General features: G+C 72.3%; 20 protein-coding genes and 1 pseudogene. 14 read left to right on the forward strand and 7 right to left on the reverse strand.

Annotation, left to right across the window (positions count from 1 at the left end; all coding sequences use genetic code 11):
• Window positions 1-264: 264 nt before the first annotated feature.
• The 3 genes from ACIRFL_RS25515 to ACIRFL_RS25525 all read left to right on the forward strand — a co-directional run bounded on the left by ACIRFL_RS25515 (window position 265) and on the right by ACIRFL_RS25525 (window position 2,812).
• Window positions 265-885, forward strand: a complete 621-nt coding sequence (locus ACIRFL_RS25515) for a dihydrofolate reductase family protein (RefSeq protein WP_404032593.1) — start codon at window positions 265-267, stop codon at window positions 883-885.
• A 103-nt stretch (window positions 886-988) separates the two neighbouring features.
• Window positions 989-1,375, forward strand: a complete 387-nt coding sequence (locus ACIRFL_RS25520) for a ribonuclease domain-containing protein (RefSeq protein WP_404032596.1) — start codon at window positions 989-991, stop codon at window positions 1,373-1,375.
• Between the two features lie 252 nt (window positions 1,376-1,627).
• On the forward strand, window positions 1,628-2,812 hold the full coding sequence (locus ACIRFL_RS25525) for a hypothetical protein (RefSeq protein ID WP_404032598.1): 1,185 nt from the start codon (window positions 1,628-1,630) through the stop codon (window positions 2,810-2,812).
• Window positions 2,813-2,928: 116 nt separating this feature from the next.
• Here ACIRFL_RS25525 and ACIRFL_RS25530 read toward each other — a convergent pair whose 3' ends face one another.
• The gene (locus ACIRFL_RS25530) at window positions 2,929-3,948 is read right to left on the reverse strand and encodes a DUF4331 family protein (RefSeq protein ID WP_404032600.1); all 1,020 of its coding nucleotides are present in this window, start codon (window positions 3,946-3,948) and stop codon (window positions 2,929-2,931) included.
• Between the two features lie 294 nt (window positions 3,949-4,242).
• On the reverse strand, window positions 4,243-5,283 hold the full coding sequence (locus tag ACIRFL_RS25535) for a Gfo/Idh/MocA family oxidoreductase (protein ID WP_404032603.1): 1,041 nt from the start codon (window positions 5,281-5,283) through the stop codon (window positions 4,243-4,245).
• A gap of 117 nt (window positions 5,284-5,400) precedes the next feature.
• On the opposite strand from ACIRFL_RS25535, the gene ACIRFL_RS25540 reads away from it, so the two are divergent.
• The 10 genes from ACIRFL_RS25540 (at window position 5,401) to ACIRFL_RS25585 (ending at window position 19,219) form a co-directional block, all read left to right on the forward strand.
• The gene (locus tag ACIRFL_RS25540) at window positions 5,401-6,150 is read left to right on the forward strand and encodes a GntR family transcriptional regulator (protein WP_404032649.1); all 750 of its coding nucleotides are present in this window, start codon (window positions 5,401-5,403) and stop codon (window positions 6,148-6,150) included.
• A 509-nt stretch (window positions 6,151-6,659) separates the two neighbouring features.
• Entirely contained in the window at window positions 6,660-7,664 is a 1,005-nt protein-coding gene (locus tag ACIRFL_RS25545; RefSeq protein WP_404032606.1) for a sugar ABC transporter substrate-binding protein, read from the forward strand.
• On the forward strand, window positions 7,661-8,698 hold the full coding sequence (locus ACIRFL_RS25550; protein ID WP_404032609.1) for an ABC transporter permease: 1,038 nt from the start codon (window positions 7,661-7,663) through the stop codon (window positions 8,696-8,698). The genes ACIRFL_RS25545 and ACIRFL_RS25550 overlap by 4 nt, the downstream gene beginning before the upstream one ends.
• On the forward strand, window positions 8,695-9,486 hold the full coding sequence (locus tag ACIRFL_RS25555) for an ATP-binding cassette domain-containing protein (RefSeq protein ID WP_404032612.1): 792 nt from the start codon (window positions 8,695-8,697) through the stop codon (window positions 9,484-9,486). The genes ACIRFL_RS25550 and ACIRFL_RS25555 overlap by 4 nt, the downstream gene beginning before the upstream one ends.
• Window positions 9,487-9,550: 64 nt before the next feature.
• Complete coding sequence (locus tag ACIRFL_RS25560) at window positions 9,551-10,696, forward strand: ROK family glucokinase (protein ID WP_388706551.1); 1,146 nt, start codon at window positions 9,551-9,553, stop codon at window positions 10,694-10,696.
• Window positions 10,693-11,274: a sugar kinase gene (locus ACIRFL_RS25565; RefSeq protein ID WP_404032615.1), complete on the forward strand. Its 582-nt coding sequence runs from the start codon at window positions 10,693-10,695 to the stop codon at window positions 11,272-11,274. The genes ACIRFL_RS25560 and ACIRFL_RS25565 overlap by 4 nt, the downstream gene beginning before the upstream one ends.
• 99 nt (window positions 11,275-11,373) lie before the next feature.
• A complete protein-coding gene (locus ACIRFL_RS25570) occupies window positions 11,374-14,391 on the forward strand; it encodes an SNF2-related protein (protein ID WP_404032618.1) in 3,018 nt (1,005 codons plus the stop codon).
• Window positions 14,388-16,670, forward strand: coding sequence for an SWIM zinc finger family protein (locus tag ACIRFL_RS25575; protein ID WP_404032621.1), 2,283 nt, complete (start codon window positions 14,388-14,390; stop codon window positions 16,668-16,670). The genes ACIRFL_RS25570 and ACIRFL_RS25575 overlap by 4 nt, the downstream gene beginning before the upstream one ends.
• Before the next feature lie 531 nt (window positions 16,671-17,201).
• Window positions 17,202-18,461: a sulfite oxidase gene (locus tag ACIRFL_RS25580; protein ID WP_404032624.1), complete on the forward strand. Its 1,260-nt coding sequence runs from the start codon at window positions 17,202-17,204 to the stop codon at window positions 18,459-18,461.
• 272 nt (window positions 18,462-18,733) lie between these two features.
• Window positions 18,734-19,219 carry a hypothetical protein gene (locus ACIRFL_RS25585; protein ID WP_404032626.1) on the forward strand — a complete coding sequence of 162 codons (486 nt, stop codon included), beginning with the start codon at window positions 18,734-18,736 and terminating at the stop codon, window positions 19,217-19,219.
• A 692-nt stretch (window positions 19,220-19,911) separates the two neighbouring features.
• Here the strand turns inward: ACIRFL_RS25585 and ACIRFL_RS25590 are convergent.
• The 3 genes from ACIRFL_RS25590 to ACIRFL_RS25600 all read right to left on the reverse strand — a co-directional run bounded on the left by ACIRFL_RS25590 (window position 19,912) and on the right by ACIRFL_RS25600 (window position 22,096).
• Complete coding sequence (locus ACIRFL_RS25590) at window positions 19,912-20,646, reverse strand: NADPH-dependent F420 reductase (RefSeq protein ID WP_404032629.1); 735 nt, start codon at window positions 20,644-20,646, stop codon at window positions 19,912-19,914.
• A gap of 139 nt (window positions 20,647-20,785) precedes the next feature.
• On the reverse strand, window positions 20,786-21,379 hold the full coding sequence (locus ACIRFL_RS25595; protein WP_404032632.1) for a TetR/AcrR family transcriptional regulator: 594 nt from the start codon (window positions 21,377-21,379) through the stop codon (window positions 20,786-20,788).
• 213 nt (window positions 21,380-21,592) lie between these two features.
• The gene (locus tag ACIRFL_RS25600) at window positions 21,593-22,096 is read right to left on the reverse strand and encodes an alcohol dehydrogenase catalytic domain-containing protein (RefSeq protein ID WP_404032634.1); all 504 of its coding nucleotides are present in this window, start codon (window positions 22,094-22,096) and stop codon (window positions 21,593-21,595) included.
• Between the two features lie 975 nt (window positions 22,097-23,071).
• Between ACIRFL_RS25600 and ACIRFL_RS25605 the strand changes: the two genes are divergently transcribed.
• Entirely contained in the window at window positions 23,072-23,464 is a 393-nt protein-coding gene (locus ACIRFL_RS25605; protein ID WP_404032637.1) for an ester cyclase, read from the forward strand.
• Between the two features lie 311 nt (window positions 23,465-23,775).
• Here ACIRFL_RS25605 and ACIRFL_RS25610 read toward each other — a convergent pair whose 3' ends face one another.
• A complete protein-coding gene (locus tag ACIRFL_RS25610) occupies window positions 23,776-24,345 on the reverse strand; it encodes a TetR/AcrR family transcriptional regulator (RefSeq protein ID WP_404032640.1) in 570 nt (189 codons plus the stop codon).
• A 144-nt stretch (window positions 24,346-24,489) separates the two neighbouring features.
• A pseudogene (locus ACIRFL_RS25615) lies at window positions 24,490-24,630 on the reverse strand (ISL3 family transposase); the annotation flags it as partial.
• Window positions 24,631-24,767: the final 137 nt, after the last annotated feature.

Genomic DNA, 24,767 nt, shown 5'->3' on the forward strand with positions numbered 1-24,767 from the left:
ACGGCAGGGCTATTTCACCCAGGGGCGCGGGGAACTGCGCGCCCGCCCCCCACGCACCCGCACTGCCGCCCTCACCGTTTCCCCGACGGCGCTGGTGCCCCGCAGCCCGGGTTGCCAACGCCCTGAAGAGTCCCAGGGCGGCGACAAGCAGGGACCGACGGGCGGGCTGTTCGCGACGCGCGCGGGGTGAAGCGATGAGTTGCGGGGGCGCGCGGGGTCTGCACTGCCGACCGCAGACCCCGCTCCAGGAAGCAGGAACCCGCCATGGGCAAGCTCGTCTCCACCCTCTTCGTCAGCCTCGACGGCGTCTACCAGGCACCCGGCACCCCGCGCGAGGACACCCGCGGCGGCTTCACTCAGGGCGGCTGGACCGTTCCCTACGGCGACACGGACTTCGCCGGGTTCATCTCCGAGGTCTTCGACCGCGCCGGTGCCTTCCTCCTCGGCCGCCGCACCTACGACATCTTCGCCGGGCACTGGCCGCGGGTGACCGACCCCGCCGACCCGGTCGCGTCCCGGCTGAATTCCCTGCCGAAGTACGTCGCCTCCGCGACCCTGGACGCGCCCGGCTGGTCCGGCACCAGCGTGGTACGCGGCGACCTCGCCAAGGAGGTCACCGCCCTCAAGGAGCGCACGGACGGCGAACTCCAGGTGCACGGCAGCGGCGCGCTCGTCCGCTCCCTGCTGGACCTCGGCCTGGTGGACACCGTCCACCTGCTGACCTTCCCGGTCGTCCTGGGCGCAGGCCAACGGCTGTTCACGGCCGGCGCCACCCCGACCGCCTTCCGCCGCACCGCGGGGCGGGTCACGGCCGCGGGCGTCTCGATCCAGACGTACGACACCGCGGGCCGCCCCGAGTACGGCTCGTACGCACTGCCGGAGTAGAGCCGGGCGCCAGGTTAACTTCCCGCTAATTCATGGGCCTTGGCGGGAAGTTCTGCTCGGTTGTCATTGACATGCCATGCTCTACGCGCGTCATCATGGCGGCATGAGATTCCCCCCACGCATCACTCGCATCGGCGCCGCAGCCGCCGTCCTGTCCGCCCTTCTCGTCGGCGGCACCGTCACCGCCACCCCGGCGGCCGCCGCGGTCGGCAGCATCTGCTACGGCGACCTGCCCTCCCAGGCGTACGACACGCTCGAACTGATCGAGCGGGGCGGCCCGTTCCCGTACACACAGGACGGCAGCGTCTTCCAGAACCGGGAAGGCATCCTGCCGAGCCACCCCACTGGCTACTACCACGAATACACCGTGAAGACCCCGGGCTCCTCCACGCGCGGTGCGCGCCGCATCGTCACGGGTGAGGAGTACCAGGAGGACTACTACACCTCCGACCACTACGCCACGTTCGACCTCGTCGACTACGACTGCTGAGGCCCCCGCCGAACAGCCCGAGGAACGGTGCGACCTGCTGGAGGCCCGGCCCTCTGCCCGGCCGGGCCTCCAGCCCCGCCGCACCGGTGCCGGCGAAGCCCCCGTGCCGTCTCCAGGTGCCGATCAACTCCGGCGCAGCCGAGGTTCAGCGTGCGGTCATGCTGCCGCCGTGGTGGCGCAAACTCGCCCTCGTAGGACTTGGGCCGACACGGCGGACATGCGTCGTCCGCCGGCGGAGCACATGGAGTCAACATGGGACGTTCCACCAGAAGGACTTTCGTCGCCGGACTCGCCCTGGTCGGCGCGGCCGTGGCGCCGGCACCCGCTCTGGCGGCACCCGTGACGTCGGCACCCGTGACGTCGGCACCCGCGCAGGCGGAGAAGTGGCAGTTCATCGGCAAGGACGTGTTCACCGGCGACGCCGAGAGCTCGCGCGACCAGGGCGTCACCACCGACGGCACTCACTGGTACTTCTCCAGCACCAACGGGCTGGAGATCACGGACATGCGGTACAACACGATCTCCAAGAGCTCGCCGGCCATTCCGTCCGAACTGGCCAATCCCTCGCCGCTCGCCTACAAGGGCCTGAACCACATAGGCGACATCGACTACGCCAACGGCAAGCTCTACATCTCGCTCGACACCAGCACGCGCGACTCGGTGACCGGCAGCCGGTACGACACACCGGTGTTCGCCGTCTACAACGCGGCCGGTCTGAGCTACACCGGCCAGGCCGCCGCCCTGAACCCGCCGCACGGCGTGAAGGACATCGCAAGCTGGGTGGCCGTCGACGCGCGCAAGGGCCTCGCCTACGGCATGGCCTACAACGATGCGACGGAAATCGCCGTCTACAACCTGCGCGACTGGACGTTCAACCGCTACATCCCGCTGTCGCAGACGGTCGACCAGGCCCAGGGCGGCAAGATCCATGACGGCTGGATGTACTTCGCCTCGGACGACGACGGGAAGAACGTGTCCCGCGCCAACCTGACGACCGGCGAGGTCCAGGTGCTCTTCAACCTCAAGGTTCCCTACGACCAGGAGGTCGAGGGTCTGTCGTTCCTGGAGACCCGGGACGGTCTCACCCTCAACATCCTCAACCGGGAGCAGCCCGATCCTAACGGCCCCGGCAACGTCACCTTCTATCACTACCGGCTGAAGGCGCCGGGCACGCCGGTCATCAAGGGCTCGCCGAAGGCCGGCGGGTATGTGACGGCCGACCCGGGCAAGTGGAGCCCGGATGCGGAGTTCAGCTACCAGTGGCTCGTGAACGGCCGGCCGGTGGCGGGCGCGACCAGGCCGCGGTTCCACCTCTTGGGCAAGTACCTCGGCGACACGGTGACCGTCCGCGTGACCGGCACCTGGGCCGACGGGACGTCGAGCACCGTCGAGTCCGCTCCGCTGACGGTCGTGCCCTGCTCCGGCGCCGGGCGGTAAGGGACCAGGACGCGGGCCGACCCCCACTTGTGGCGACGCGGCCGGGCCCCCACACCCGGCCGCCGCCGGCATCGCGGGCCGCTCGTAGGACCCGTCAGCACTCCCCGCCGGAGCCCTCAGGACGCCGTTGCCGGGTGCGGGTCGCCGAGGTACGGGAACCGGTCCAGGGTGTCGGTGTGCGGCGTCAGACCGGTGGGCGGTGCCTCGTTCTTGGTGAGGAACGCGACGCGGATGTCGATGACGTCTTCGGTGAACGTCCGGCCATTGGGGTACGCGGCCGGCCTGGAGGGGTCGAAGTGCAGCACGTCCGGCAGGATGCCGTGCTCGTCGAGCGCGGCGATCGCCTCCTCGGGCGTGTAGCCGCCGGTGTGGCCCAGCAGGTGGACGAACTGGTCCGTCCACCTGGCACGGTCGTTGACCGGCTCGCTGGCGTTGTACTCCTCCTTCGTCTCGTCGGTGTTGAAGAAGCTGCTCACCGACGGGTGTCCGGCCCGGTCCGCGTGGACGAGCCGGCCGTCGCGCTGGACACTGCACCGGCCCCAGATGTGCAGTTCGGGCTGGGGCGCCAGCTCCGCGGTCGGCACCTCGACGGCCATGGAGAAGACGTTGGCCGCGACGTTGGAGTCGACGCCCGTCCACGGGGACTGCCCGCTCAGGTGCGGGGCGGTGAAATTCCGGTTGCCCCGGGTGTCGAACAGGTTCTTGATGCCGTCGAAGTCGAAGAAGAAAGCGTCGCTGCGGCTGCCGGCGGCCACCTTGTAGGCACCGCTGTCGACCACGTTGGCCCGGGGGCCGAAGGAGGCGGCGGCATCCGACACGATCTTGGTGCCGACCGCCTCGGGGCTGCGGGACTCCGTACCGGTCGCCATGAAGACGCTGTAGGTCTGGGAACCGTCGGCCGCCGGCGGGCCGAAGACCCAGCTGAAGGCGATGTCCGTCAGATAGTCGCCGTCGTTGTCGATGTTCAGCCGGTACACGGCGTCGGGGTGCAGGGCATCGGCGTTGGGATTGGCGTTGAGGATGAGAACGGTCCTGCTCGGATCGCCCGGGGCCTGGAAGGCGTAGAGGTCGCACAGATCGAGGCGCTGGTCGCCGAGCGGCGGCCCAAGGCTCAGGCCGGTGAAGTGATTGGACATGTCGGGCGCTTCCTCTGCTCGCTCGCTGGAAAACCGCCAGAGCGCCATGGCCGGCGGCGGCTCGTGAAGGACGGGTGCGGTGCGGCCACGCTAGCCCGGCGGACCGGTTTGGCCGTCGACCGGGAAAGTGCCGCCGCCAAACAGCCCTCGAATGGATCACCGACCCACAGCCGCCGTCCTGCGAGTAGCCGTACGCCCTGCCTATGTGGCACCCCCTGTGTGGCGCCTGCCCATGTGGCGTCTGCCTATGTGGCCCCGTCCATGTAGCCCCTGCCCATGTGGCGCCCGCCGGTGTCACCACACAGGTGGCCTGGGTGTGGGCCGCGTCTCGTCGCCGCCCTCGATCTCGGTCAGCCGCACCGGTCGCCGCTCGCGCCGGGACACCTCGCACGCCTCGGCGACGCGCAGCGCCTGCAGCGCCTCGTGCCCGTCGCAGGGGTTGGCCCGTTCGCCGCGCACCACCTCGACGAAGGCACACAGCTCGGCCTCGTAGGCGGGGCCGAACCGGTCCAGGAACCCCGCCCAGGGCTTGTCAGCGGGCGGCGGCCCGGTCGGCTCGGTCGAGGCGACGGGCGTACGGTCGTCCAGCCCCACCACGACGGTGTCCAGCTCCCCGGCCAGCTCCATCCGGACGTCGTAGCCGGCGCCGTTCAGCCGGGTCGCCGTCGCCGTGGCCAGGGTGCCGTCGTCCAGCGTGAGCACGGCGGCGCCCGTGTCGACGTCGCCGGCCTCCCGGAACATCGCGGGGCCGGCGTCGGACCCGGTCGCGTACACATCGACCACCTCGCGTCCGGTCACCCAGCGCAGCGCGTCGAAATCGTGGATCAGGGTGTCCCGGAACAGCCCGCCCGACAGCGGCAGCCACTCGGCCGGGGGAGGGGACTGGTCGGCGGTCATGGCCCGCACCGTGTGCAGCCGCCCGAGCCGCCGTGAGCGCACGGCCTCCCGCGCGCCCGCGTACCCCGCGTCGAACCGCCGCTGGAAGCCCATCTGCAAGGCCGTGCCGGCCGCGTCGACCTCCGCGAGCGCGTGCAGGGTGCCCGGCAGGTCGAGGGCGATGGGCTTCTCGCAGAAGACGGGCAGCGCGGAGCGGGCCGCACGGCCGATCAGTTCGGCGTGGGCCGAGGTCGCCGTGGTGATCACCACGGCGTCCACTCCCCACGTGAAGATCTCGTCCACCCCGGGCGCCGCCGTCTCGCCCAGGCGGTGCGCCAGTTCCTGGGCCCGCGCCGGGTCCGCGTCCGTGAGGATCAGCGAACCGACCTCGCGATGACGGCTCAGCGTGTTCGCATGGATGGTGCCGATGCGGCCCGTACCGATGACCCCGATGCGCATGGAAACAAAGTGGGGGCCGACCCCGGACGCTGTCAATCCGTATGTCCGGACAATCGAACCTCACAACTTCCCGTCAACCGGCCACGGAGCTACGCTCGGGCCGTGCCGAAACCTGAAGTGGACTCGACCGCAGCGCTCGATCTCAGCGTGGACCGCAGTTCGCCGGTCCCGTTGTACTTCCAGCTGTCCCAACAGCTGGAGGCGGCGATCGAGCACGGAGCGCTCACGCCCGGCAGTCTGCTCGGCAACGAGATCGAGCTGGCCGGACGGCTCGGCCTGTCCCGTCCCACGGTCCGCCAGGCGATCCAGTCCCTCGTAGACAAGGGGCTGCTGGTGCGCCGCCGCGGGGTCGGCACCCAGGTCGTGCACAGCCAGGTCAAACGCCCACTGGAGCTGAGCAGCCTCTACGACGATCTGGAGGCGGCCGGCCAGCGTCCCGCGACCTCCGTCCTCGTCAACACCGTCGTCCCGGCGTCCGCCGAGGTGGCGGCGGCGCTCGGGGTGGCCGAGGGCAGCGAGGTGCAGCGCATCGAGCGGCTGCGGCTGGCCCACGGCGAGCCGATGGCGTACCTGGTCAACCACCTGCCGCCCGGCCTGCTCGACCTGGACACCGGGCAACTGGAGGCCACCGGCCTGTACCGGCTGATGCGCGCCGCCGGGATCACCCTGCACAGCGCCCGGCAGTCCATCGGGGCCCGGGGCGCCACGACGGCCGAGGCGGAACGGCTCGGCGAGGCCGAGGGCGCCCCGCTGCTCACCATGCAGCGCACCACCTTCGACGACACCGGACGCGCGGTCGAGTTCGGCGACCACATCTACCGCCCGTCCCGCTACTCCTTCGAGTTCCAGCTGCTCGTACGCCCCTGACGGGCCGACGTACCGCTCCTACGGCCCCGACCGGCGGCCTGGCGGCCCCGACCGGCGGCCTGGCGGCCCCGACCGGCGGCCTGGCGGCCCCGACCGGCGGCCTGGCGGCCCCGACCGGCAGCCTGGCGGCCCCGACCGGCAGCCTGGCGGCCCCGACCGGCAGCCTTGCGGCCCCGACCGGCAGCTCGACGGCCCCGGTGTGCAGTTCGTACGGCCTGGGCGGCAGTCCGTACGGCCCTGGCGGGCGGCGCGTGCGGCCCCGGCGGGCAGCTCGTACGAGCCCGGACGGCATGGCCCCGGGCCCGGCCGCGTCCCCGTCGCGGCGGCCCTCCCGCGCTCCCGGCCGGACGGCCGGATGCGTCGCGATGTCCGGACAATCTGACCGGTCGGCCCTCCCCGCCGCGGAACCCGTGATTCCCGTGTCCGACAATAGGACGTTTGGGGCTGCCGGCCCGATCACCCGGCGGCCCCTCGCGTACGTCAGAGCACGGCAAGAAGGGCACGGCCTCGTGGCACGGTTTCGGACCTGGGTAGGCATCGCGGTGGCGGGGGCGCTGGGCGCGACCCTCGCCGGATGCAGCAGCACCGGCGGCAAACGGGCCGAGGACGCCCGCAAGGTCGCGGCGGCCCAGGGCAGGGCGGCGGTGGACACCCCACGCTGGACCTTCGCGATGATCACCCACTCGGGAGACGGCGACACGTTCTGGGACATCGTGCAGAACGGCGCCAAGCAGGCCGCCGTCAAGGACAACATCGACTTCCTGTACTCGCACGACGACGAGGCCCAGCAGCAGGCACAACTCGTGGACGCGGCCGTCGACAAGAAGGTCGACGGGATCATCGTCAGCCTGGCCAAGCCCGAGGCGCTGAAGTCGGCCCTGGCCCGCGCCGAGAAGGCCGGCATCCCGGTGATCACGGTCAACTCGGGCTCGGCGCGGTCCAAGGCGTTCGGCGCGCTCGCGCACATCGGACAGGACGAGAGCGTGGCCGGCGAGGCCGTCGGCGAGGAGCTGAACGAGCGCGGCCGCAAGAAGGTCCTGTGCGTTCTGCATGAGCAGGGCAACGTCGGCCACGAGCAGCGCTGCGCCGGCGTAGCCGAGACCTTCCGCGGCTCGGTCGACAACCTCTACGTCAACGGCACCAACATGCCCGACGTGCAGTCCGCGATCGGGGCCCGGCTCCAGGCCGACCCGTCCGTCGACGCCGTCGTCACCCTGGGGGCGCCCTACGCGGACACCGCCGTCAAGGCGCGCTCGGACGCGGGCAGCAAGGCCGAGATCGACACCTTCGACCTCAACGCCAAGGTCGCCGCCGGGCTGCAGGACGGCAGCCTCGGGTTCGCGGTCGACCAGCAGCCCTGGCTCCAGGGCTACGAGGCCGTCGACCTGCTGTGGGCGTACAAGTACAACGGCGACGTTCTCGGCGGCGGCCGGCCGGTGCTCACCGGTCCGCAGATCGTCACCGAGGACGAGGCGGCCGAGCTGGCCGAGTACACGAAGCGGGGCACCCGATGAGCGCGCTGCCGACCTCCTCTGATGAAAGGATTCTGCGGACCTCGCCGCTGCGCGGCCTGCTGGGCCGTCCCGAACTGGGCTCCGTGGTCGGCGCGCTCGCCGTCTTCCTGTTCTTCGCCGTCGCCGCCGACGGGTTCCTGCGCGCGAGCAGCCTGAGCACGGTCCTGTACGCATCCTCGACGATCGGCATCATGGCGGTCCCCGTCGCGCTCCTGATGATCGGCGGCGAGTTCGACCTGTCCGCCGGCGTCATGGTGACGTCCTCCGCGCTGATCTCGTCGATGTTCAGCTACCAGATGACGGCGAACGTCTGGGTCGGCGCCGGCGTCTCCCTCCTCGCCACGCTCGCGATCGGCTTCTTCAACGGCTTCGTGCTCACCCGCACCCGGCTGCCCAGCTTCATCGTCACGCTGGGCACCTTCCTGATGCTGACCGGCATGAACCTCGGCTTCACCAAGCTGATCGACGGCACCGTCTCGACCAAGACCGTCGCCGACATGGAGGGCTTCCCGGCCGCCCGCGCCGTGTTCGCCTCGACCCTGACCCTCGGCGGCGTCGACTTCAAGATCACCATCGTGTGGTGGCTGGCCCTGGTCGCCGTCGCGTCCTGGATCCTGCTGCGCACCCGCACCGGCAACTGGATCTTCGCGGTCGGCGGCAACAAGGACGCGGCCCGTGCCGTCGGCGTCCCCGTCGAGAGGACCAGGATCGGCCTCTATACGGGCGTGGCCTTCGGCGCCTGGATTTCCGGCCAGCACCTGCTCTTCTCGTACGACGTCGTCCAGTCCGGCGAGGGCGTCGGCAACGAGCTGATCTACATCATCGCGGCCGTCATCGGCGGCTGCCTCATCACCGGCGGCTACGGCAGTGCGGTCGGCTCGGCGGTCGGCGCGCTCCTGTTCGGCATGACGAGCAAGGGCATCGTCTTCGCCGAGTGGAACCCCGACTGGTTCAAGTTCTTCCTCGGAGCCATGCTGCTCCTCGCGACCCTGCTCAACGCCTGGGTCCGCAAGCGCGCGGAGGCCACCCCATGACCCGGAACGAGACGCGTACGCCCCTCGTGGAGCTGTCCGACGTCAGCAAGCACTACGGCAACGTGCGCGCCCTGGAGGGCGTCTCGCTCGAGGTCCACCCCGGCGAGGTCACGTGTGTCCTCGGCGACAACGGCGCGGGCAAGTCGACCCTGATCAAGATCGTCGCGGGGCTGCACGGGCACGACGGCGGAACGCTGCGCATCGAGGGCGAGGAGACGCGCCTCGCCTCACCGCGCGACGCCCTGGACCGCGGCATCGCCACGGTCTACCAGGACCTCGCCGTCGTCGGCCTGATGCCGGTGTGGCGGAACTTCTTCCTCGGCTCGGAGCCGCGGACCGGCTTCGGCCCGTTCAGACGCCTGGACGTCGACCTGATGCGCCGCACCACCCACACCGAACTGCTGCGCATGGGCATCGACCTCAGGGACGTCGACCAGCCGATCGGAACGCTGTCCGGTGGTGAACGCCAGTGTGTGGCCATCGCACGGGCGGTGTACTTCGGCGCCAAGGTCCTGGTCCTGGACGAACCGACCGCCGCACTGGGAGTGAAGCAGTCCGGTGTGGTCCTCAAATATGTGGCGGCGGCACGTGATCAGGGCCTGGGTGTCATCTTGATCACCCATAACCCGCACCACGCGTATCTGGTGGGGGACCGGTTCGTGCTGCTGCGGCGCGGCACCATGGTGGGCCACCACACACGGGACGAGATCACCCTGGACGAGCTGACCGGTCAGATGGCGGGCGGAGCCGACCTGGAGGCCCTGCGCCACGAACTGCGGCGCGGTTGAGGCGCCGGGCCCCATCAGGTCCCCGTACCCCACCCGCCGCCGCGGTGAGGCAGAATCGGCCCTGATGAGCACCTACCGCGACCTCACGGCCCCCATCGGCTCCCGCAGAGCCCCCGTCCTGCGCACGGTCGGCACGCGAGAACGCCGGTCCCACCTGACCGCCCCCCGAGTGCCCACCGTGGGCATCGACATCGGCGGCACGAAGGTCATGGCGGGCGTCGTCGACGCCGACGGCAACATCCTGGAGCGGCTGCGCACCGAGACCCCGGACAAGTCCAAGAGTCCCAAGGTCGTCGAGGACACGATCGTGGAACTGGTCCTCGACCTGTCCGACCGGCACGACGTGCACGCGGTGGGGATCGGCGCGGCCGGCTGGGTCGACGCCGACCGCAACCGCGTGCTGTTCGCCCCCCACCTGTCCTGGCGCAACGAGCCGCTGCGCGACCGGCTGGCCGGCCGGCTCGCCGTGCCCGTCCTGGTCGACAACGACGCCAACTCCGCCGCCTGGGCCGAGTGGCGCTTCGGCGCCGGCCGCGGCGAGGACCACCTCGTCATGATCACGCTGGGCACCGGCATCGGCGGCGCCATCCTGGAGGACGGCCAGGTCAAGCGGGGCAAGTACGGGGTCGCGGGCGAGTTCGGCCATATGCAGGTCGTGCCCGGCGGCCACCGCTGCCCGTGCGGCAACCGCGGCTGCTGGGAGCAGTACAGCTCGGGCAACGCGCTGGTCCGCGAGGCCAGGGAACTCGCCGCCGCCGACTCCCCGGTGGCGTACGGGATCATCGAGCACGTCAAGGGCAACATCGGCGACATCACCGGCCCGATGATCACCGAACTGGCCCGCGAGGGCGACGCGATGTGCGTCGAACTGCTCCAGGACATCGGCCAGTGGCTGGGCGTCGGCATCGCCAACCTGGCGGCGGCCCTCGACCCGTCCTGCTTCGTGATCGGGGGCGGCGTCTCGGCCGCCGACGACCTGCTGATCGGCCCCGCCCGCGACGCCTTCAAACGCCATCTCACCGGCCGCGGCTACCGCCCCGAGGCCCGCATCACCCGCGCCCAGCTCGGCCCCGAGGCCGGCATGGTCGGCGCCGCCGACCTCGCCCGGCTGGTCGCCCGCCGCTTCCGCCGGGCCAAGCGCCGCCGGGTGGAGCGCTACGAGCGCTACGAACGGTACGCGGAGGCCCGCCGACCCCGGGACACCGCATGACCGCTTCGCTGCCGCGTCAGTCCGAGCCGCCCGACCTGCGGGAACGGCCCGCCGAGAGCCCCGGCCGCAAGGCCCGCCGCCGGGCGCTCACCCTGCTGATCATCGGGCTGCTCATCGGCGTACCGGCCGGCTATCTGATGATCTCCGCCGCCCAGAGCCGCGACAGCGGCAAGGCCAAGGAGGCGAAATACTCGGCGACCGGTCTCAGCGCGGGCTGGCCGTCGAAGGTGCAGCGCCGCCTCTACCAGGTGAACGTCCCGCACCCGGCGGACCAGATCGCCTACTACGAGACCAACAACTGGAAGACCAGCCGGCTCTACGTCCAGTTCCGCACCACCGTCGCGGGACTCGACAGCTATCTGCAGGCCCTCGGCATGCGGCGGGACAACCTGAAGCCCGACGAACTGCCCATCGGCGGCCGCGACCAGAAGATCACCGGCTGGGACTTCACGGGCCCCGGCCCGTGGTCGGGCTTCACGCGCAAGCAGAAAAACCCGGCGCCCAGCCAGGACGTGGTCGTGAACATGTCCGACCCGACCTACCCGATGGTCTACGTCGTCTCGCGCACGGTGCCCTGACGGCACCGGCGCCGACCGGCCGCCGGGGCCGGCTGTCAGACCCCGCCCGTACAGTCGAAGACGTCTGGTCCGACGCACGGGCGGGAGGTGGCAGGACGTATGAGCGACACGGCCGCGGTGGCCGGGCGAACCGTGGAACCCGGACGGGGTGAGGCTCCCGTCCCGGTGCGGCTCGCCGCCGTCTACCTGCCCGCGGCGCTCCCGCGCGAGGGCCGGATCGCCTTCTGGGACCCCGACGGCGGCCCCCTGCCGGGCGCACCCGCGGCGGCCGAGCCGCATCCGGCCGCCGACCAGCGACGGCCGGCGGTCCCGCGCCACGACGAGCCGGCCCTCGTGGGCCGCGACGAGCCGACCATCGCGCGCTACGACGCGCCGATCCTCATGCGCCCCGACGAGCCGACTCGCGCGCTCCGCGATGAGCCGACCCTCGTGCGCCACGACGAGCTGACCGTCGTACGCCGGCACGGCGCGGGCGTGCGCCGCAGGACGGTGCCCGCGCTGACCCTGCCGCTCGACGCGGCTCTCCCGTTGCTCGTGCGGGCCCGCCACCATCCGGCCGCTCACCCGGCGACGGCCTGCTGGGGGGCCGCGGCCCTGCACGCGCTGCGGCTCGCCGCCCGCGGCCGGCTGCTGCCCGGCCTGACCCCCGCCGGGCACGACGCCTGGCGGGCCGGCCCTCTGGAGCCCGACGACATCGCCCATCTGCGCGCCGTCGCCGCCGCCCTGCCCGCCGAGGGCCACGCCGTGCCGCTGCCCGGCCCCGGCCCGCTGCGGCTGCCCGAGCCCGAGGCGTTGGTGCGCTCCTTCCTGGACGCGGTCGCCGACGCCCTGCCCCGCACCCCGGCCGCCCCCCACGCCTGCGGCGGCCCCTTCGCCGCCCGGGAATCCCACCTGCTGCCCGGCGCCCACGACTGGGCGGCGGAGGTCGCCGCGGGCATGGACGCGGGCGTGCGGATCTCGCTCCGCCTCGACCTGTCGGCGTACGACCTCTTCGACACCGGCCCCGGTGGCGACGGCACCCGCGGCGCGGGCGCCGCGATCGTCCAGGTGCACAGCCTCGCCGACCCCACCCTGGTGGCCGACGCCGCCGCCCTGTGGGCGGGGGAGGCCGACACGGCGTTCGGGCCACGCGCGCGCGTGGACGCGGCCCTCGCCGTCCGCCGCGCGGCCCGCGTATGGCCGCCCCTGGACCGGCTCGCCGAACAGGACGTGCCCGACGTGCTCGCCCTGTCCGAGGGGGAACTGGGCGACCTGCTCGGGGTGGCGGCCACCCGGCTCGCGGCGGCCGGGGTCGCCGTGCACTGGCCCCGGGACCTGGCGCAGGACCTGACGGCCACCGCGGTGGTGCGCTCCGCGCCCGGCTCGGCCACCGACGGCACCGGCTTCTTCGAGAGCGAGGAACTGCTCCAGTTCCGCTGGCAGTTGGCCCTCGGCGGCGATCCGCTCAGCGAGGCCGAGATGGACGCGCTCGCCGAGGCGCACCGCCCCGTGGTCCGGCTCCGCGACAGCTGGGTGCTCGTCGACCCCGCGCTGGTCCGCAAGGCCCGCAAGCGCGAACTGGGCCTGCTCGACCCGGTCGACGCGCTGTCCGTGGCGCTCACCGGCACCGCGGAGGTCGACGGGGAGAGCGTCGAGGCGGTGCCGGTCGGGGCGCTCGTGGCACTCCGCGACCGCCTGACGGCCGGGATCCGCCCCGCCCGGCCGCCCGCCGGACTGCACGCCACGCTGCGCGACTACCAACTGCGCGGGCTGGCCTGGCTCGACCTGATGACCTCCCTGGGCCTCGGCGGCTGCCTCGCCGACGACATGGGCCTCGGCAAGACGATCACCGTCATCGCGCTGCACCTGAAGCGGGCCCGCGACGAACCCACCCTCGTGGTCTGTCCCGCCTCCCTGCTCGGCAACTGGCAGCGGGAGATCGCCCGGTTCGCGCCCGGCGTCCCGGTCCGCCGCTTCCACGGCCCCGACCGCACCCTCGACGGCCTGGCCGGCGGCTTCGTCCTCACCACGTACGGCACCCTGCGCTCGACCGCGCCCCGCCTCGCCGAACAGCCCTGGGGCATGGTCGTCGCGGACGAGGCACAGCACGTCAAGAACCCGTACTCGGCCACGGCCAAGGCGCTGCGCACCGTCCCGACGCCCGCGCGCGTCGCCCTCACCGGCACCCCGGTCGAGAACAACCTGTCCGAACTGTGGGCGCTGCTCGACTGGACGACGCCCGGACTGCTCGGCCCGCTGAAGTCCTTCCGCGCCCGGCACGCGCGCGCGGTGGAGAACGGCGAGGACCAGGAGGCGGTGGACCGGCTGGCCCGCCTGGTGCGGCCCTTCCTGCTGCGCCGCAAGAAGTCCGACCCCGGCATCGTCCCCGAACTGCCGCCCAAGACGGAGACGGACCACCCGGTGCCGCTCACCCGCGAACAGGCCGCGCTGTACGAGGCGGTGGTGCGGGAGTCGATGCTCGCCATCGAGACGGCGGAGGGCATCGCACGCCGGGGCCTGGTCCTCAAGCTGCTCGGCGCGCTCAAACAGATCTGCGACCATCCCGCGCTGTATCTGAAGGAGCCGCCGCCCGGGGACCGCCTGGCCGCACGCTCCGGCAAACTGGCCCTGCTCGACGAGCTGTTGGACACCTTGCTGGCCGAGGACGGCTCCGCCCTCGTCTTCACCCAGTACGTCGGGATGGCCCGGCTGATCACCGCCCACCTGGGCGCCCGCGCGGTCCCCGTGGACCTCCTGCACGGCGGCACACCGGTACCGGAGCGGGAACGCATGGTGGACCGCTTCCAGAGCGGGGCGACCCCGGTCCTCGTGCTCTCCCTCAAGGCCGCCGGCACCGGCCTGAACCTCACGCGCGCGGGCCATGTCGTCCACTTCGACCGCTGGTGGAACCCGGCCGTCGAGGAACAGGCCACCGACCGCGCCTACCGCATCGGGCAGACCCAGCCGGTGCAGGTCCACCGCCTGGTCACCGAGGGCACGGTCGAGGACCGCATCGCCCGGATGCTGGAGTCCAAGCGCGCCCTGGCGGACGCGATCCTGGGCTCCGGTGAGTCGGCCCTCACGGAGCTGACGGACCGTGAGCTGTCCGACCTGGTGTCACTGCGGAGGACGGCATGACGGCCGACCGGGAACGCCCCGCCGACATCGCCCGCCGCGCCCTGCGAGCCGCCCGGGAGCGGTCAGGCGACGGCGCACCACAGCGCACGGCTGCGAGCAAGGCGGGGGAGGAACCGCGCGGTACGGCTGCGGAAGAGGCGGGGACGCTCTCGCCCGGTACGGCTGGGGAAGAGGTGGGGACGCTCTCACGCGGGACGGCACGGGGAGTGGCTTCGGGTGCGGCCCGGACGCCGTCGCGTGCGGTGCCTTCGGAGGCGGCGCGGGCGCCCTCGCGGGCGGCGCCCGGCGACGCGGCGGACGGGCCGGCACGCGGGAGCGGCACGCGTGCGGTGGAGCGGCGTCCGCGCGGGGCCGCTGCGAAGGCGACGGAGGACGTGCCGCGCGGAGCCGCGTTCGGTGCCGGCGAGGCGCCCCACGGCACCGACGGCGAGGGCGCCCCTCCCGCGCGGCGACCGAGGCCCGGCGACGCGGCCCGGGCCGCGATCAGACCGGCCGTGTCCGCGGACCCCGCCGGGCGCGGCGACCGACGGGCGGACGAGGGCGACGCCACCTCCGGCACGGCGGCAGGACAGGACGACCTCGACGGCACTTCCGGCGCGGCGGCAGGGCAGGACGACTCCGACGCCACCTCCGGCACTGCGGCGCGGCGGGACGGCCCCGGCTCCGCCTTCGTCACGGCGGCACGACGAGATGGCCTCGGCGGGCCGCGCTCCGGCACGGACGCCGTGCCGGACGCGGCCCCGTCTCCCGCCGGCGAAGCCACCCCGGACACCGAACGTCCGGCCGGCTCGCACGCCCGGTCCGCGGGGCGCCCCGCGGACGCGGCCCGCCACGCCCTTCGAGCGGCCCGCCGGGAGCCACGAGGGGCCGGCGGGCCGCCCCGGACGTCCGCACCACCGCCCGCCGCGCACCCCGCTCCGACGCCATCGAGCGACCCAGCCACCGAGCACACCGGCACCCCGACCGACCAGGGGACCCGGACGGGTCCGCCGCGCCTTCCCCGGACCATGGCCAGCCCCCACCGCGACGGTGAACTGCGCCGTACCTTCCCGGCGTTTCCCGGCCGGACGCCGTCGGACGGCACGGACGCGCCCTTCGCCGCCACCTGGTGGGGCCAGGCCTGGATCGAGGCGCTGGAGCGGGGCGCGCTGGATGCCAAGCGGCTGGCGCGCGGCCGGGGGTACGCCGAACAGGGGCACGTCGACGCGATCACCGTGACACCGGGACTCGTGCTGGCCTACGTGCGGGGAAGCCGGCCGCGGCCCTACCGGGTGCAGGTGCGGCTGCGCACGTTCGACGAGGCGGACTGGGAGCGGTTCCTCGACGCCGCCGCCGACCGACCCGGCCGCATCGCCGCGCTGCTCGACCGGCAACTGCCCGTGTCCCTCGCCGAGGCCGGAGCCGCGCTGCTGCCCGGCGCCGCTGACCTCGACCCGCGATGCAGCTGCCCGGACTCGGGCCATCCGTGCAAGCACGCCGCCGCGCTCTGCTACCAGACGGCACGGCTGCTGGACGCCGATCCCTTCGTCCTGCTCCTGCTGCGCGGCCGTGGCGAACGCCAACTGCTCGACGCGCTGTCCCGCCGCAGCGCCACCGCTGCGGCCCGCGCCGCGCAGGACCGGCAGCCGCGCCCGCTGCCCGGTGTACGGGCGGCCGAGGCCCTGGCCGCGCGTGAACTCCCCCCGCTCCCGGCGCCGTTGTCGCCGCCCGCGCATCCCGGACAGCCCCCGGTGTACCCGGCGGCGCCGGGCGGCCCCGACCCCTTCGTGCTGGACCAGCTGGCGACGGACGCCGCCGCCCGGGCGCACGCGCTGCTGTCCACCGGGCGGGACACGGTCGGGGAGCTGACGCTGTGGCAGGACGCGGTGCGGCTGGCCGCGGCCCGCCCCGGCTCCGGTCTGACCGCCGCCGCCCGCGCGCTCTACTCCGCGCTGGCAGCCGCCGCGGGCCGCACCCCCGCCGAGCTGGCGCGCGCGGTCGCCGCCTGGCGGCAGGGCGGACGGGACGGGCTCGCCACGCTGGAGGAGCCCTGGGACCCGCCGGCGGGCCGCTTCGACCGGGCCCGCCCGCTGCTGCTCGCCGCCGGCCTCCCCGCGTTCCGCCCCTGGTGCAACCACCTCACCCACCCGCGGGGCCAGGTCCAACTCCGCCTGGGCCGGGACGGCCTGTGGTACGCCTACGAAGCGGAACCGGGCCACGACGACTGGTGGCCCCGCGGCACCCCGGCCACGGACCCCATCAGCGCCCTGACCGGCCTGGACATCCTGGACACCAACTGACCCTGAGCCCCGAGCACCCTCCCACCCCCACCTGCGACCGCCGCCCCACCGCCGTCCGCGCGCGCCCGCTCCCGTCCCCCGCCCGGCCTCCCGCCGCCGCGCCCGCTGTCGGTACCGTTCTCCCGCTGTCGGCCCGCCCTCGCTGCCGGCACCGTTCTCCCGCTGTCGGTCCGCGCGTGGTTTCGTGTCGCCGGGCATGGTGTGGACCCGCGCCCCCCGGAATCGGTCACGGTCCCGGCGGTGGCTTCCGTCGGATTCCCTGTCGGCCCGGGCCGCGGCCTCGTACCATGGGCCGGGTGATCAGCAGCCGACGCCGCCCCGCCGCCCCGCGGTTCCGTGCGCTCGCGTCCCCTCGCTGTTGTTGTTGATCGTCATCGTCTGAACGGCCCTTTCCCCGCGGCCCGTTCCTCCGCGCCCCGAGCGACCCCCGAACGCGCCCTTGCCCGGTGCCGATCGGGCCGTGGCCCGTTAGTCCCGGTCGAGTCGCCGCCGTCCGCGTACCGCCCCCGCCCGAAAGGCAGGCCCGTACCCATGCGCACCCCCGAATCCGCCCGTGAACTGGCCTACGACCGGCGCAGGCTGCGCCAGTGGCTCGCCGGTGAGGCCCGTGCCGACGGGGTCTCCCGGCGCGACATGCTCCGGCTCGTGGCGGCGGCCGGGCTCGCCGCCACGGCCGTGCCCACCGCCCTCGCCACGCCCGCGACGGCCGCCGCCGGCATCGTCAAACCCCTCCCCGAGGCGTGGTTCACCGTGCGCGGCACCAACGCCGAGACCAGGTTCGCCGCCCTCGCGGGCACCGGCTACCACACCCCCGTCGACCACTTCTTCGTCCGCAACCACACCTCCACCCCCGTCCTGGACGCCGCCGAGTGGACCCTCACCGTCCGGGGTGACGGCCTCGTCCACCGCAGGACCGTCGAGTTCTCCCTCGACGACCTCAAGCGGCTGCCGAAAGTCACCCGCACCGCCTTCGTGGAGTGCGCGGGCAACGGGCGCAGCCTGTTCACCAGCCAGCAGGGCGACACCGTCGCCGGCACGGCCTGGACGCTCGGCGCGATCGGTACCGCCCGCTGGACCGGTGTCCGGCTCGCCGACGTGCTGCGGCGGGCCGGGCTCGGCCCCCACGCGGTCGACGTCATGCCGCGCGGCCTCGATCCCGACTACGTCACGGCCGACGGCACGGACCTCGGCCCGGTGCGGCGCCCGCTGCCGCTGTCCAAGGCGCTCGACGACGTGCTGCTCGCGTACGAGATGAACGGCGAACCGCTGCCGTACGACCACGGCCACCCCGTGCGGGTCCTGGTGCCGTCCTGGATCGGCGTCGCCTCGATCAAGTGGGTCGGCGACATCGAGGTGTCGGCACGGCCGCTGTACTCGCCCTGGAACACCGATTTCTACCGGCTGTTCGGCGACGCGTACCCGGAGGGCGGCAGCGCGCCGCTGACCCGGCAGACCGTCAAGAGCGCCTGGGAGCTGGAGTGGGGCGCGAGCCTCGACGCCACCGAGCACCGGCTCACCGGCCGCTCCTGGTCCGGGGCCGGCGGCATCGTCCGGGTCGACGTCAGCACCGACGGGGGCGCTACCTGGCGGCGGGCCCGGCTGCACGACGCGCCGCGCCGGGCCGGCTGGGTCCGCTGGTCCACCGACTGGCGTCCGCCGGCCCCGGGCGCGTACGCCCTGCTGGCCCGGGCCACCGACTCCGCGGGCCGCGCCCAGCCCGGTGCCACGACGCCCAACACTCAGGGCTACCTCTTCGACGCGGTGGTCCGGCACCCGGTGACGGTGGTGTGACGTCGGCGGACGCGTCCTCTCGTCGAAGGGGTGACCAATCGTCAGATAATCACCTCAAAGGGCTAACTTCCCGTCAATTCCCCGATTTCGAAGGGAGTTGACGGCTCGTCTGCTGTCGGCGAGAGGGTGTGCGGGCGTCGCGGGTCCCTCGTTCGGCTCGCCGACGGCAGCCTGGCGACATATCCGACATGGCAGTCATGTGAGCTGTTTGTGCGTTCAGTCATGCGCCGGCTGCGCAGCCGGCCCTCTCAGACAGGAGACGTTGCATGCTGATGACCCGCTCCACTGCCGTCACCGCCGGTATCGCGGCCGCCGCGGCCCTGGCCGCGACCGGCATCACCTACGCCTCGGCCGCCTCCGCTCCGGGCCAGGCGGCCCCCGCCCAGGCGCCCCTCGCCGGTTCCGGAAAGGGCAACGAGGGCAATGAGGGCAATGAGGGCAACGAGGGCCGGGGCAAGGGCTTCGACGAGGAGGGTCTGATCCACATCAACGAGCGGTCGTACTCCGCCCACCCGGGCGGCTGCATCACCGTGGTCAGCGGACTGGGCGCCAAGAGCCTGAACATCCGCAACGACACCCGCCGTACCGTCGAGGTCTTCCGCGGTGCGGTCTGCGACAACGGCGCTCCCATCGCCACGGTCGGGCCGCACAGCTCCAGCGACGGCGTGAACCCGCGGTCCAATGACGGCTTCTTCGACGAGGAGAAGGCAGTGGTGGGCAGCTTCCGGGTGGTCAAGGACCGCGACGGCAAGTTCTGACCCGGCCGTCCGACGGGGATCCCGGCCCGCCGGAATCGGGCCGCGATCCCCTCCGGGCAAGGCCCGGACCCCACCATTGTGTGACAACCCGCGCGCCGCGAGCACCCTGCCGGCCGCCCGCCCACTCCACCCACCGACCCCCTTCACCGGCCCGCCCGCCGGGCACCTCCCACCACGCCGCCCCTCGTCGCCCCCCGCCGCGCGCCGACCGCAGACGCCGTCCCGGGCGGTCGGGCCCCCGTACGAGCGAGGACGCCGCAAGCCGAGCGCCGTGTCAAGGCAGGTCACTGGGTACCACCTGGCACAGGTCGTAGAAGGTGTCCAGGTGGGGCCGAACCAGTCCGTAGCAGGCGCACAATTCCAACTCAGCACCCTCTGGTCCGGAGAAGCCTGCTCAATCCGTGACAGGTGCGTGGTAGCGCGGTGAGACGAAGAGGCCCGTCAGGAACATACGAGGGCCCGCTGCCGCCGGCCAGTCTTGACGAGCGCGTGCACGTCGGCGCCGAGCCTCGGCCTCGGTGTCTGCGACCACGGCGCTGACGGACAGGATGCCGTGCCCTCCGCCCGACGAGTCGGCTGCGGCTGCGGAGAAGGCGCTGTGGTGTCGATGCGCCTGTGTGACCGGTGGGCAGCCGCGCGGGGCCGCTGCGCCAGGGGCACGTGCGGGCGTCGCCCTGTGGATGGGCGGGGTGTCAGCGGTGGGCGGCGCGGTTCATTTCGACGACGTCGTCCAGGCCGGGGTTGGCCGGGAGGGCTGCGAAGCGCTCGGGCATGCTGTCGCGTACGGCCGTGTCCTTGGCGCGTTCGGCCGCTGCCAGGGCGGCGGGCAGCTCGTCGAGGGTCAGCTCGGTGCAGTAGGCGGGACCCATCGGCTGCTGGCGCCACGAGTCGGCCAGGGGGCCTGCGTCGTAAGGGTCGAAGCCGGTGTCGTCGACCAGGCTCATGGCCACCTTCTTGGCCTCCGCGGAGTCGCCGGCCACCGGGATCGCGATACGGCCCGGAGTGCCCGCAGGGACACCCCTGGTCCGCTGGGTCTCGGCCAGGGCGGCGTTCCACGCCTTGACCACGGGCCGTCTCAACAGCTCGGAGACGTACATGCTCTCCACCATGCCGGAGTCCACTTCCTCGATCCGCCCGCCGAGGTGCGGGTAGTAGTTCGAGGTGTCGATGACCACGGTCTCGGCGGACACCGAGGCGAACAGATCGGCCAACTGCCCCTGCACCCCGAACGGGATCGACAGGATGATCACGTCCCTGCCCTCGGCCGACTCGTCCAGGGCCACCGCGCGGGCGCCTGCCTCCAGCACCTCGGCCGCAACGGCCTCGGCGCCCCGGGCGTCCGCCACCTGGACGTCGTGACCGGCCAGGCTCAGCTTGCGGGCCAGATTTCCGCCGATGGCTCCAGCTCCTATGACAGTAATTTTCATGATTTATCCCTTCGAGGGTCATGCCACCCCCCTGAGGGGGCGCGATGTGATGACGGTGCAGCGGGACCGCCGGACCTGGCCCGATCCCGTGTGGCGCCGGGGCCTTTCGGCGGCCCGGCCTTGAGCGAGTTGCCGACCGCTAGGTGCGGTCGTCCGGCTCGCGGTATCCGTTGGCGATGAGCGCCCGCAGCCGGTCGAGCGATTCCCCGGTGACGCCGGTGCCCTTGATCCAGGCTGCCGAGCAGGCCGCGAGGAACAGGTCGTAGCCCGTCACCGACGGTCGTACGTACCCTGTGCGCTGCGCGGCCTGCACATACTCGTCGGTCGTGGCGATGAGTTCGTCGCAGGGGACGGTGAGCGGATTGTCCGGGTCCTGCGCCCGGGTCGCCGTCATGAGGGGTTCCGGCAGTCCGCTGTAGGCGCTGAGGTAGTCCTCCATCGCCCGCAGCCACCGCGTCAGCGCCGTGCCGGCGTCGTCGATACCGGCGATGTCCGCCCGGCGGGCCTCCAGTTCCTCGGTGCGGGACTGGAGGACGGCCGCCAGCAGGGCCTCACGGGTGGGGAAGTGCCGGTACAGCGTTCCCGGTCCGACACCCGCCTCCTTGGCGACTGCTTCCAGCGATGTGCCGACGCCGTCCCGCAGGAAATGGCGCTGGGCGGCTTCCAGGAGGGCCGCACGATTGCGCTGGACGTCGGCGCGAGGCTTGCGCCCCTGTTGCTCCCTGGTGTGCATACGCCCTCCCGCAGTCTTCCCATCCGGCGACCCGAAGAAAACGGAGGCTGTCTCCGAATTGCCTCCACCATAAACCGGAGACACCCTCCGGTCAAATCGGGCGCCGCTGGCCTGGTGTCGAATCCGGCGTAGTCCACGATCACTTCCAGGTCCTTGTCCGCAAACTCGGTGATGGACTCCGCTACGTCGGCCAGCTCGATTTCGGCGGCCAGTTCACGGGTTTCCGGGTTCAGTTCGGCCGCGTAGACCTCCCTTGAGTACGGCGATGTGGGCGCCGATGTAGCCGAGACCTCCGAGGCCGATGCCCCCGACCCGCATGGCCTTCTTCGCCCCGCCGCGCGCGACCATGGCGTGGTAGGAGGTGAGGCCGGCGTCGGTCGCCATCGCCCCCATCGCAAAGGAGAGTTCGTCCGGCAGCCGCACCAGGTTCGCGTCCGTGGCGCGCACCTTGGGCCCGTGACCGCCGTCCCAGGCGCCGTAGTCGATGGCGTCGCCGTCGGGCATCGCCAGTCCCACCCGGTCACCCACCTTCCAGTGGTCCATCCCCGGGCCGACCTCGCTGATCACGCCGGCGTTCTCGTGCCCGAGCCTCATCGGCAGGCGCGGGAACGACTTCATCCACGTCGGGTCGTCGAGCGCGCTCACATCCGAGTGGCACAGGCCGGCGGCCTTGATGTCGACGACGACCTCGCCCGGACCCGCGTGCGGCGCGTCCACCTCATCCAGCGTCAGCGGCTCGCCGGTTCCGTGGAATCGTCAGGATTTCATGGGTCTCGCATGTCCTTCCTGTGGCGCCGGCGGCTGCTCGCCGACCCTTGACATCCCTGTCCTGTGATGGGCTTTTCCTGACGCCTCCCGGGGACCGGAGAATCCGCCGACACCCTCACCGGCGCCCCGGGAGGGGGAAGGCGGAAGACTCGGGCCTCGCTGAAGTCACCCGCGAGCGCCGCCGGCCGCAGCGGCGCTGCCACCTCGGCGCCGTGGCTCTGCCGCACAAGCGTGCGGTCCAGCATCAGGTGGGCGTACTGCTCGACGAGTTGAGATCGATGACCCTGTGCGCCTCGGCCTCGGCTCGCCCCAGCTGTGGCGAGTGGTAGGAGGACCGGGCGAGCAGCAGACGCGGTGCCACGTGCTCAGGCGCCTCGTCAACCAGAGGGGCGAGGATCCGCGCCGCCGTGGTGTGCTTGCGTCGGCCCCGGGACGCCGTGCTGGACCAGGGGGACTGGCGACGCCTCGCTGTTCGCCCGCACCAAGGGTGCCCGGGTGATCGCCACGGCATCCAGCGAGAAGAAGGCCGCGCGACTGATCGAACTCGGCGCGAGCGACGTGATCAACTACGTCGACGCGCCGGAGTAGGGCGCAGAGAACGCGGCGTCCTACGTGGCGAGCGGCGCGCCGGCGCCCATCCGGGAACCCAGCCGCTGGAACCCCGGTGAACGCAACCGAGCTTCCAGCGCGGCCATTGATCACCAACCCGACGTCACGCGAGGACCCGTGTTCCGACGGCCCCGACCGACATTCTGCGAGGTCGTCGCCCTCCGTGACCTCACCGTCGACCTCGGGGGTCTCTACTGCCGTACAGCTTTGGCACCGATCGGTACCGAATCTGATACTGTCGCATTCTGCATCGATCGATGCGGAAGTTTGAACAGTTCAGACCGCTCTTTACGGCGCAAGGGAAAGAGGAACATCATGACTGAGAGTGATCTGCGCGGCTGGTACATGCGCTACATCGAGGCGCTCAACGCCCATGAGCTCGACCGCATGGACGAGTTCATCAACGACGACGTGCTGCTCGGCGGCCAGCCCGGCACCCGCGACGACGTCGTCACGGTCCTGAAGGGGATCGTCGACGCCGTTCCGGACATTCACTGGGAGATTGACGAACTGCTGTTCGACCGGGACGGCATCGCCGTCCGCGCCATCAACACCGGCACCCCGGTGAAGGAGTGGCTCGGTGTCCCAGCCTCCGGTGCCTCGTTCAAGATCGTCGAGTACGCCATCTACAAGGTCCGTGACGGTCGATTCGTCCAGATGACGAACCTGCACGACTCGGCCGAGATGCTCCGGCAGCTGACCTCCTAAAGCCGTAGTCAAGCGACCGCTGTGACCGGGAGTCCGTTGGTAGCGCCTCCCGTCAGGCAGGCGGTCATGGGGCCCGCGCGCACCCTCCGGAAGCCGTCAACAAGATGGAGAAGGGCGTTGCGGTGAGGCAGGACAAGGGCACCCGCGGCCGGTACGAACCGGCCGCGGTCCTCGGCTCCGCCCACGACCTGCCCGCGGCGGCGAAGACACCGCCTTGACGCGGCCGGTCACCTCGATGCCCCCGGGTGCCGGAGGTGGGCGTCAGCCCCGCGGGCGCATCGGTCGCCGGGCCTGCTCGACAAGCTGATGCGTCAGCGCACGCCTGCCGCATCGAGCAGGGTGGCCACCGTGGGGGCGATGAGCCCGTTGAGGTTGTCGGCTCCGATACCCGCACGGGCGCTGGCGCCGTCGAAGGCCAGGCTGAGCTGTCGGGCCAGCAGGTCGGGATCGCTCGCACCGCCCTGTTCGGCCTCGGTCCGGAAGAAGGCCGTCAGGTTTCCCTTGACCCGGTGGGCCACTCGGCTCGCGGGGTGACTCTGATCCTTGAGCTCGATCTGCACGGCCAGGTACTGGCAGCCCCGGAAGCCGGGCGCACCCGCCTGCAGCTCCACCTGCTCGAAGACGTGCAGGATCCGCTCGCGGGGTGAACGACCGTCGTCCACGGCGGGCAGGAGCGTCGTCACGAAGGCCGAAGCGCGTCGCTCCAGGCTCGCCGCCAGCAGTTCGTCCTTGCTCCCGAACAACTGGTACATGGAGCGCTTGGACACCCCAGCCGCCTTGCACAGTGCCTCGATGCCGATACCGACGCCGTCCCGGTAGGTGAGCGTGGCCGCCGCCTCCAGGAGCCGCTCCCGGGGACTCGCCTTCACTTCGGTGCTCATACGGTGAGGTTAACTCGATTCGAGAGAAAAGTAAACCGATCGGTTTACGGTGTCGGCCGGGACGTCGGGTCAGAGGCTCGGCGACGGTCCCGGGGGAATTCGCCCCGTCGAACCGGCCGGGATCGTCGATCAGCACCCGGTGCCCCTCCAAGAACGGCCGCACCCGTCGCACCGCCGGCGACGGACCCGCACCAGCAGCGTCGTGGGTCGGTGACCGAACGGCTCGTGTGCGAGCCGACGCGTGACCGTCCCGCGTGAGAGCGCCTCGGCTCCGTAGTCGCGGCACCTGGTGCACGTCGAGGTCTTCCGGATTCCCGATCCAGGCCGCTAGTGTCTCGTGACCCTGATTGAGTTACTTCGAGTTGTTATTGACGAGTTTCTTCACGCTGGTCTGGACGAGTCGGACCTTGGCGAGGATCTCG

The sequence above is a fragment of the Streptomyces sp. NPDC102462 genome (assembly GCF_044765425.1).
GTDB lineage: Bacteria > Actinomycetota > Actinomycetes > Streptomycetales > Streptomycetaceae > Streptomyces.

Bases quoted from the DNA above. Each gene is read 5' to 3' on its own strand.
- ACIRFL_RS25570 (WP_404032618.1), top strand. From the start codon at position 11,374: ATGAGCGACACGGCCGCGGTGGCCGGGCGAACCGTGGAACCCGGACGG.
- ACIRFL_RS25595 (WP_404032632.1), bottom strand. From the start codon at position 21,379: ATGCACACCAGGGAGCAACAGGGGCGCAAGCCTCGCGCCGACGTCCAG.
- ACIRFL_RS25580 (WP_404032624.1), top strand. From the start codon at position 17,202: ATGCGCACCCCCGAATCCGCCCGTGAACTGGCCTACGACCGGCGCAGG.
- ACIRFL_RS25550 (WP_404032609.1), top strand. From the start codon at position 7,661: ATGAGCGCGCTGCCGACCTCCTCTGATGAAAGGATTCTGCGGACCTCG.
- ACIRFL_RS25560 (WP_388706551.1), top strand. From the start codon at position 9,551: ATGAGCACCTACCGCGACCTCACGGCCCCCATCGGCTCCCGCAGAGCC.
- ACIRFL_RS25525 (WP_404032598.1), top strand. From the start codon at position 1,628: ATGGGACGTTCCACCAGAAGGACTTTCGTCGCCGGACTCGCCCTGGTC.
- ACIRFL_RS25535 (WP_404032603.1), bottom strand. From the start codon at position 5,283: ATGCGCATCGGGGTCATCGGTACGGGCCGCATCGGCACCATCCATGCG.
- ACIRFL_RS25585 (WP_404032626.1), top strand. From the start codon at position 18,734: ATGACCCGCTCCACTGCCGTCACCGCCGGTATCGCGGCCGCCGCGGCC.
- ACIRFL_RS25610 (WP_404032640.1), bottom strand. From the start codon at position 24,345: ATGAGCACCGAAGTGAAGGCGAGTCCCCGGGAGCGGCTCCTGGAGGCG.
- ACIRFL_RS25605 (WP_404032637.1), top strand. From the start codon at position 23,072: ATGACTGAGAGTGATCTGCGCGGCTGGTACATGCGCTACATCGAGGCG.
- ACIRFL_RS25565 (WP_404032615.1), top strand. From the start codon at position 10,693: ATGACCGCTTCGCTGCCGCGTCAGTCCGAGCCGCCCGACCTGCGGGAA.
- ACIRFL_RS25590 (WP_404032629.1), bottom strand. From the start codon at position 20,646: ATGAAAATTACTGTCATAGGAGCTGGAGCCATCGGCGGAAATCTGGCC.
- ACIRFL_RS25530 (WP_404032600.1), bottom strand. From the start codon at position 3,948: ATGTCCAATCACTTCACCGGCCTGAGCCTTGGGCCGCCGCTCGGCGAC.
- ACIRFL_RS25520 (WP_404032596.1), top strand. From the start codon at position 989: ATGAGATTCCCCCCACGCATCACTCGCATCGGCGCCGCAGCCGCCGTC.
- ACIRFL_RS25555 (WP_404032612.1), top strand. From the start codon at position 8,695: ATGACCCGGAACGAGACGCGTACGCCCCTCGTGGAGCTGTCCGACGTC.
- ACIRFL_RS25515 (WP_404032593.1), top strand. From the start codon at position 265: ATGGGCAAGCTCGTCTCCACCCTCTTCGTCAGCCTCGACGGCGTCTAC.
- ACIRFL_RS25575 (WP_404032621.1), top strand. From the start codon at position 14,388: ATGACGGCCGACCGGGAACGCCCCGCCGACATCGCCCGCCGCGCCCTG.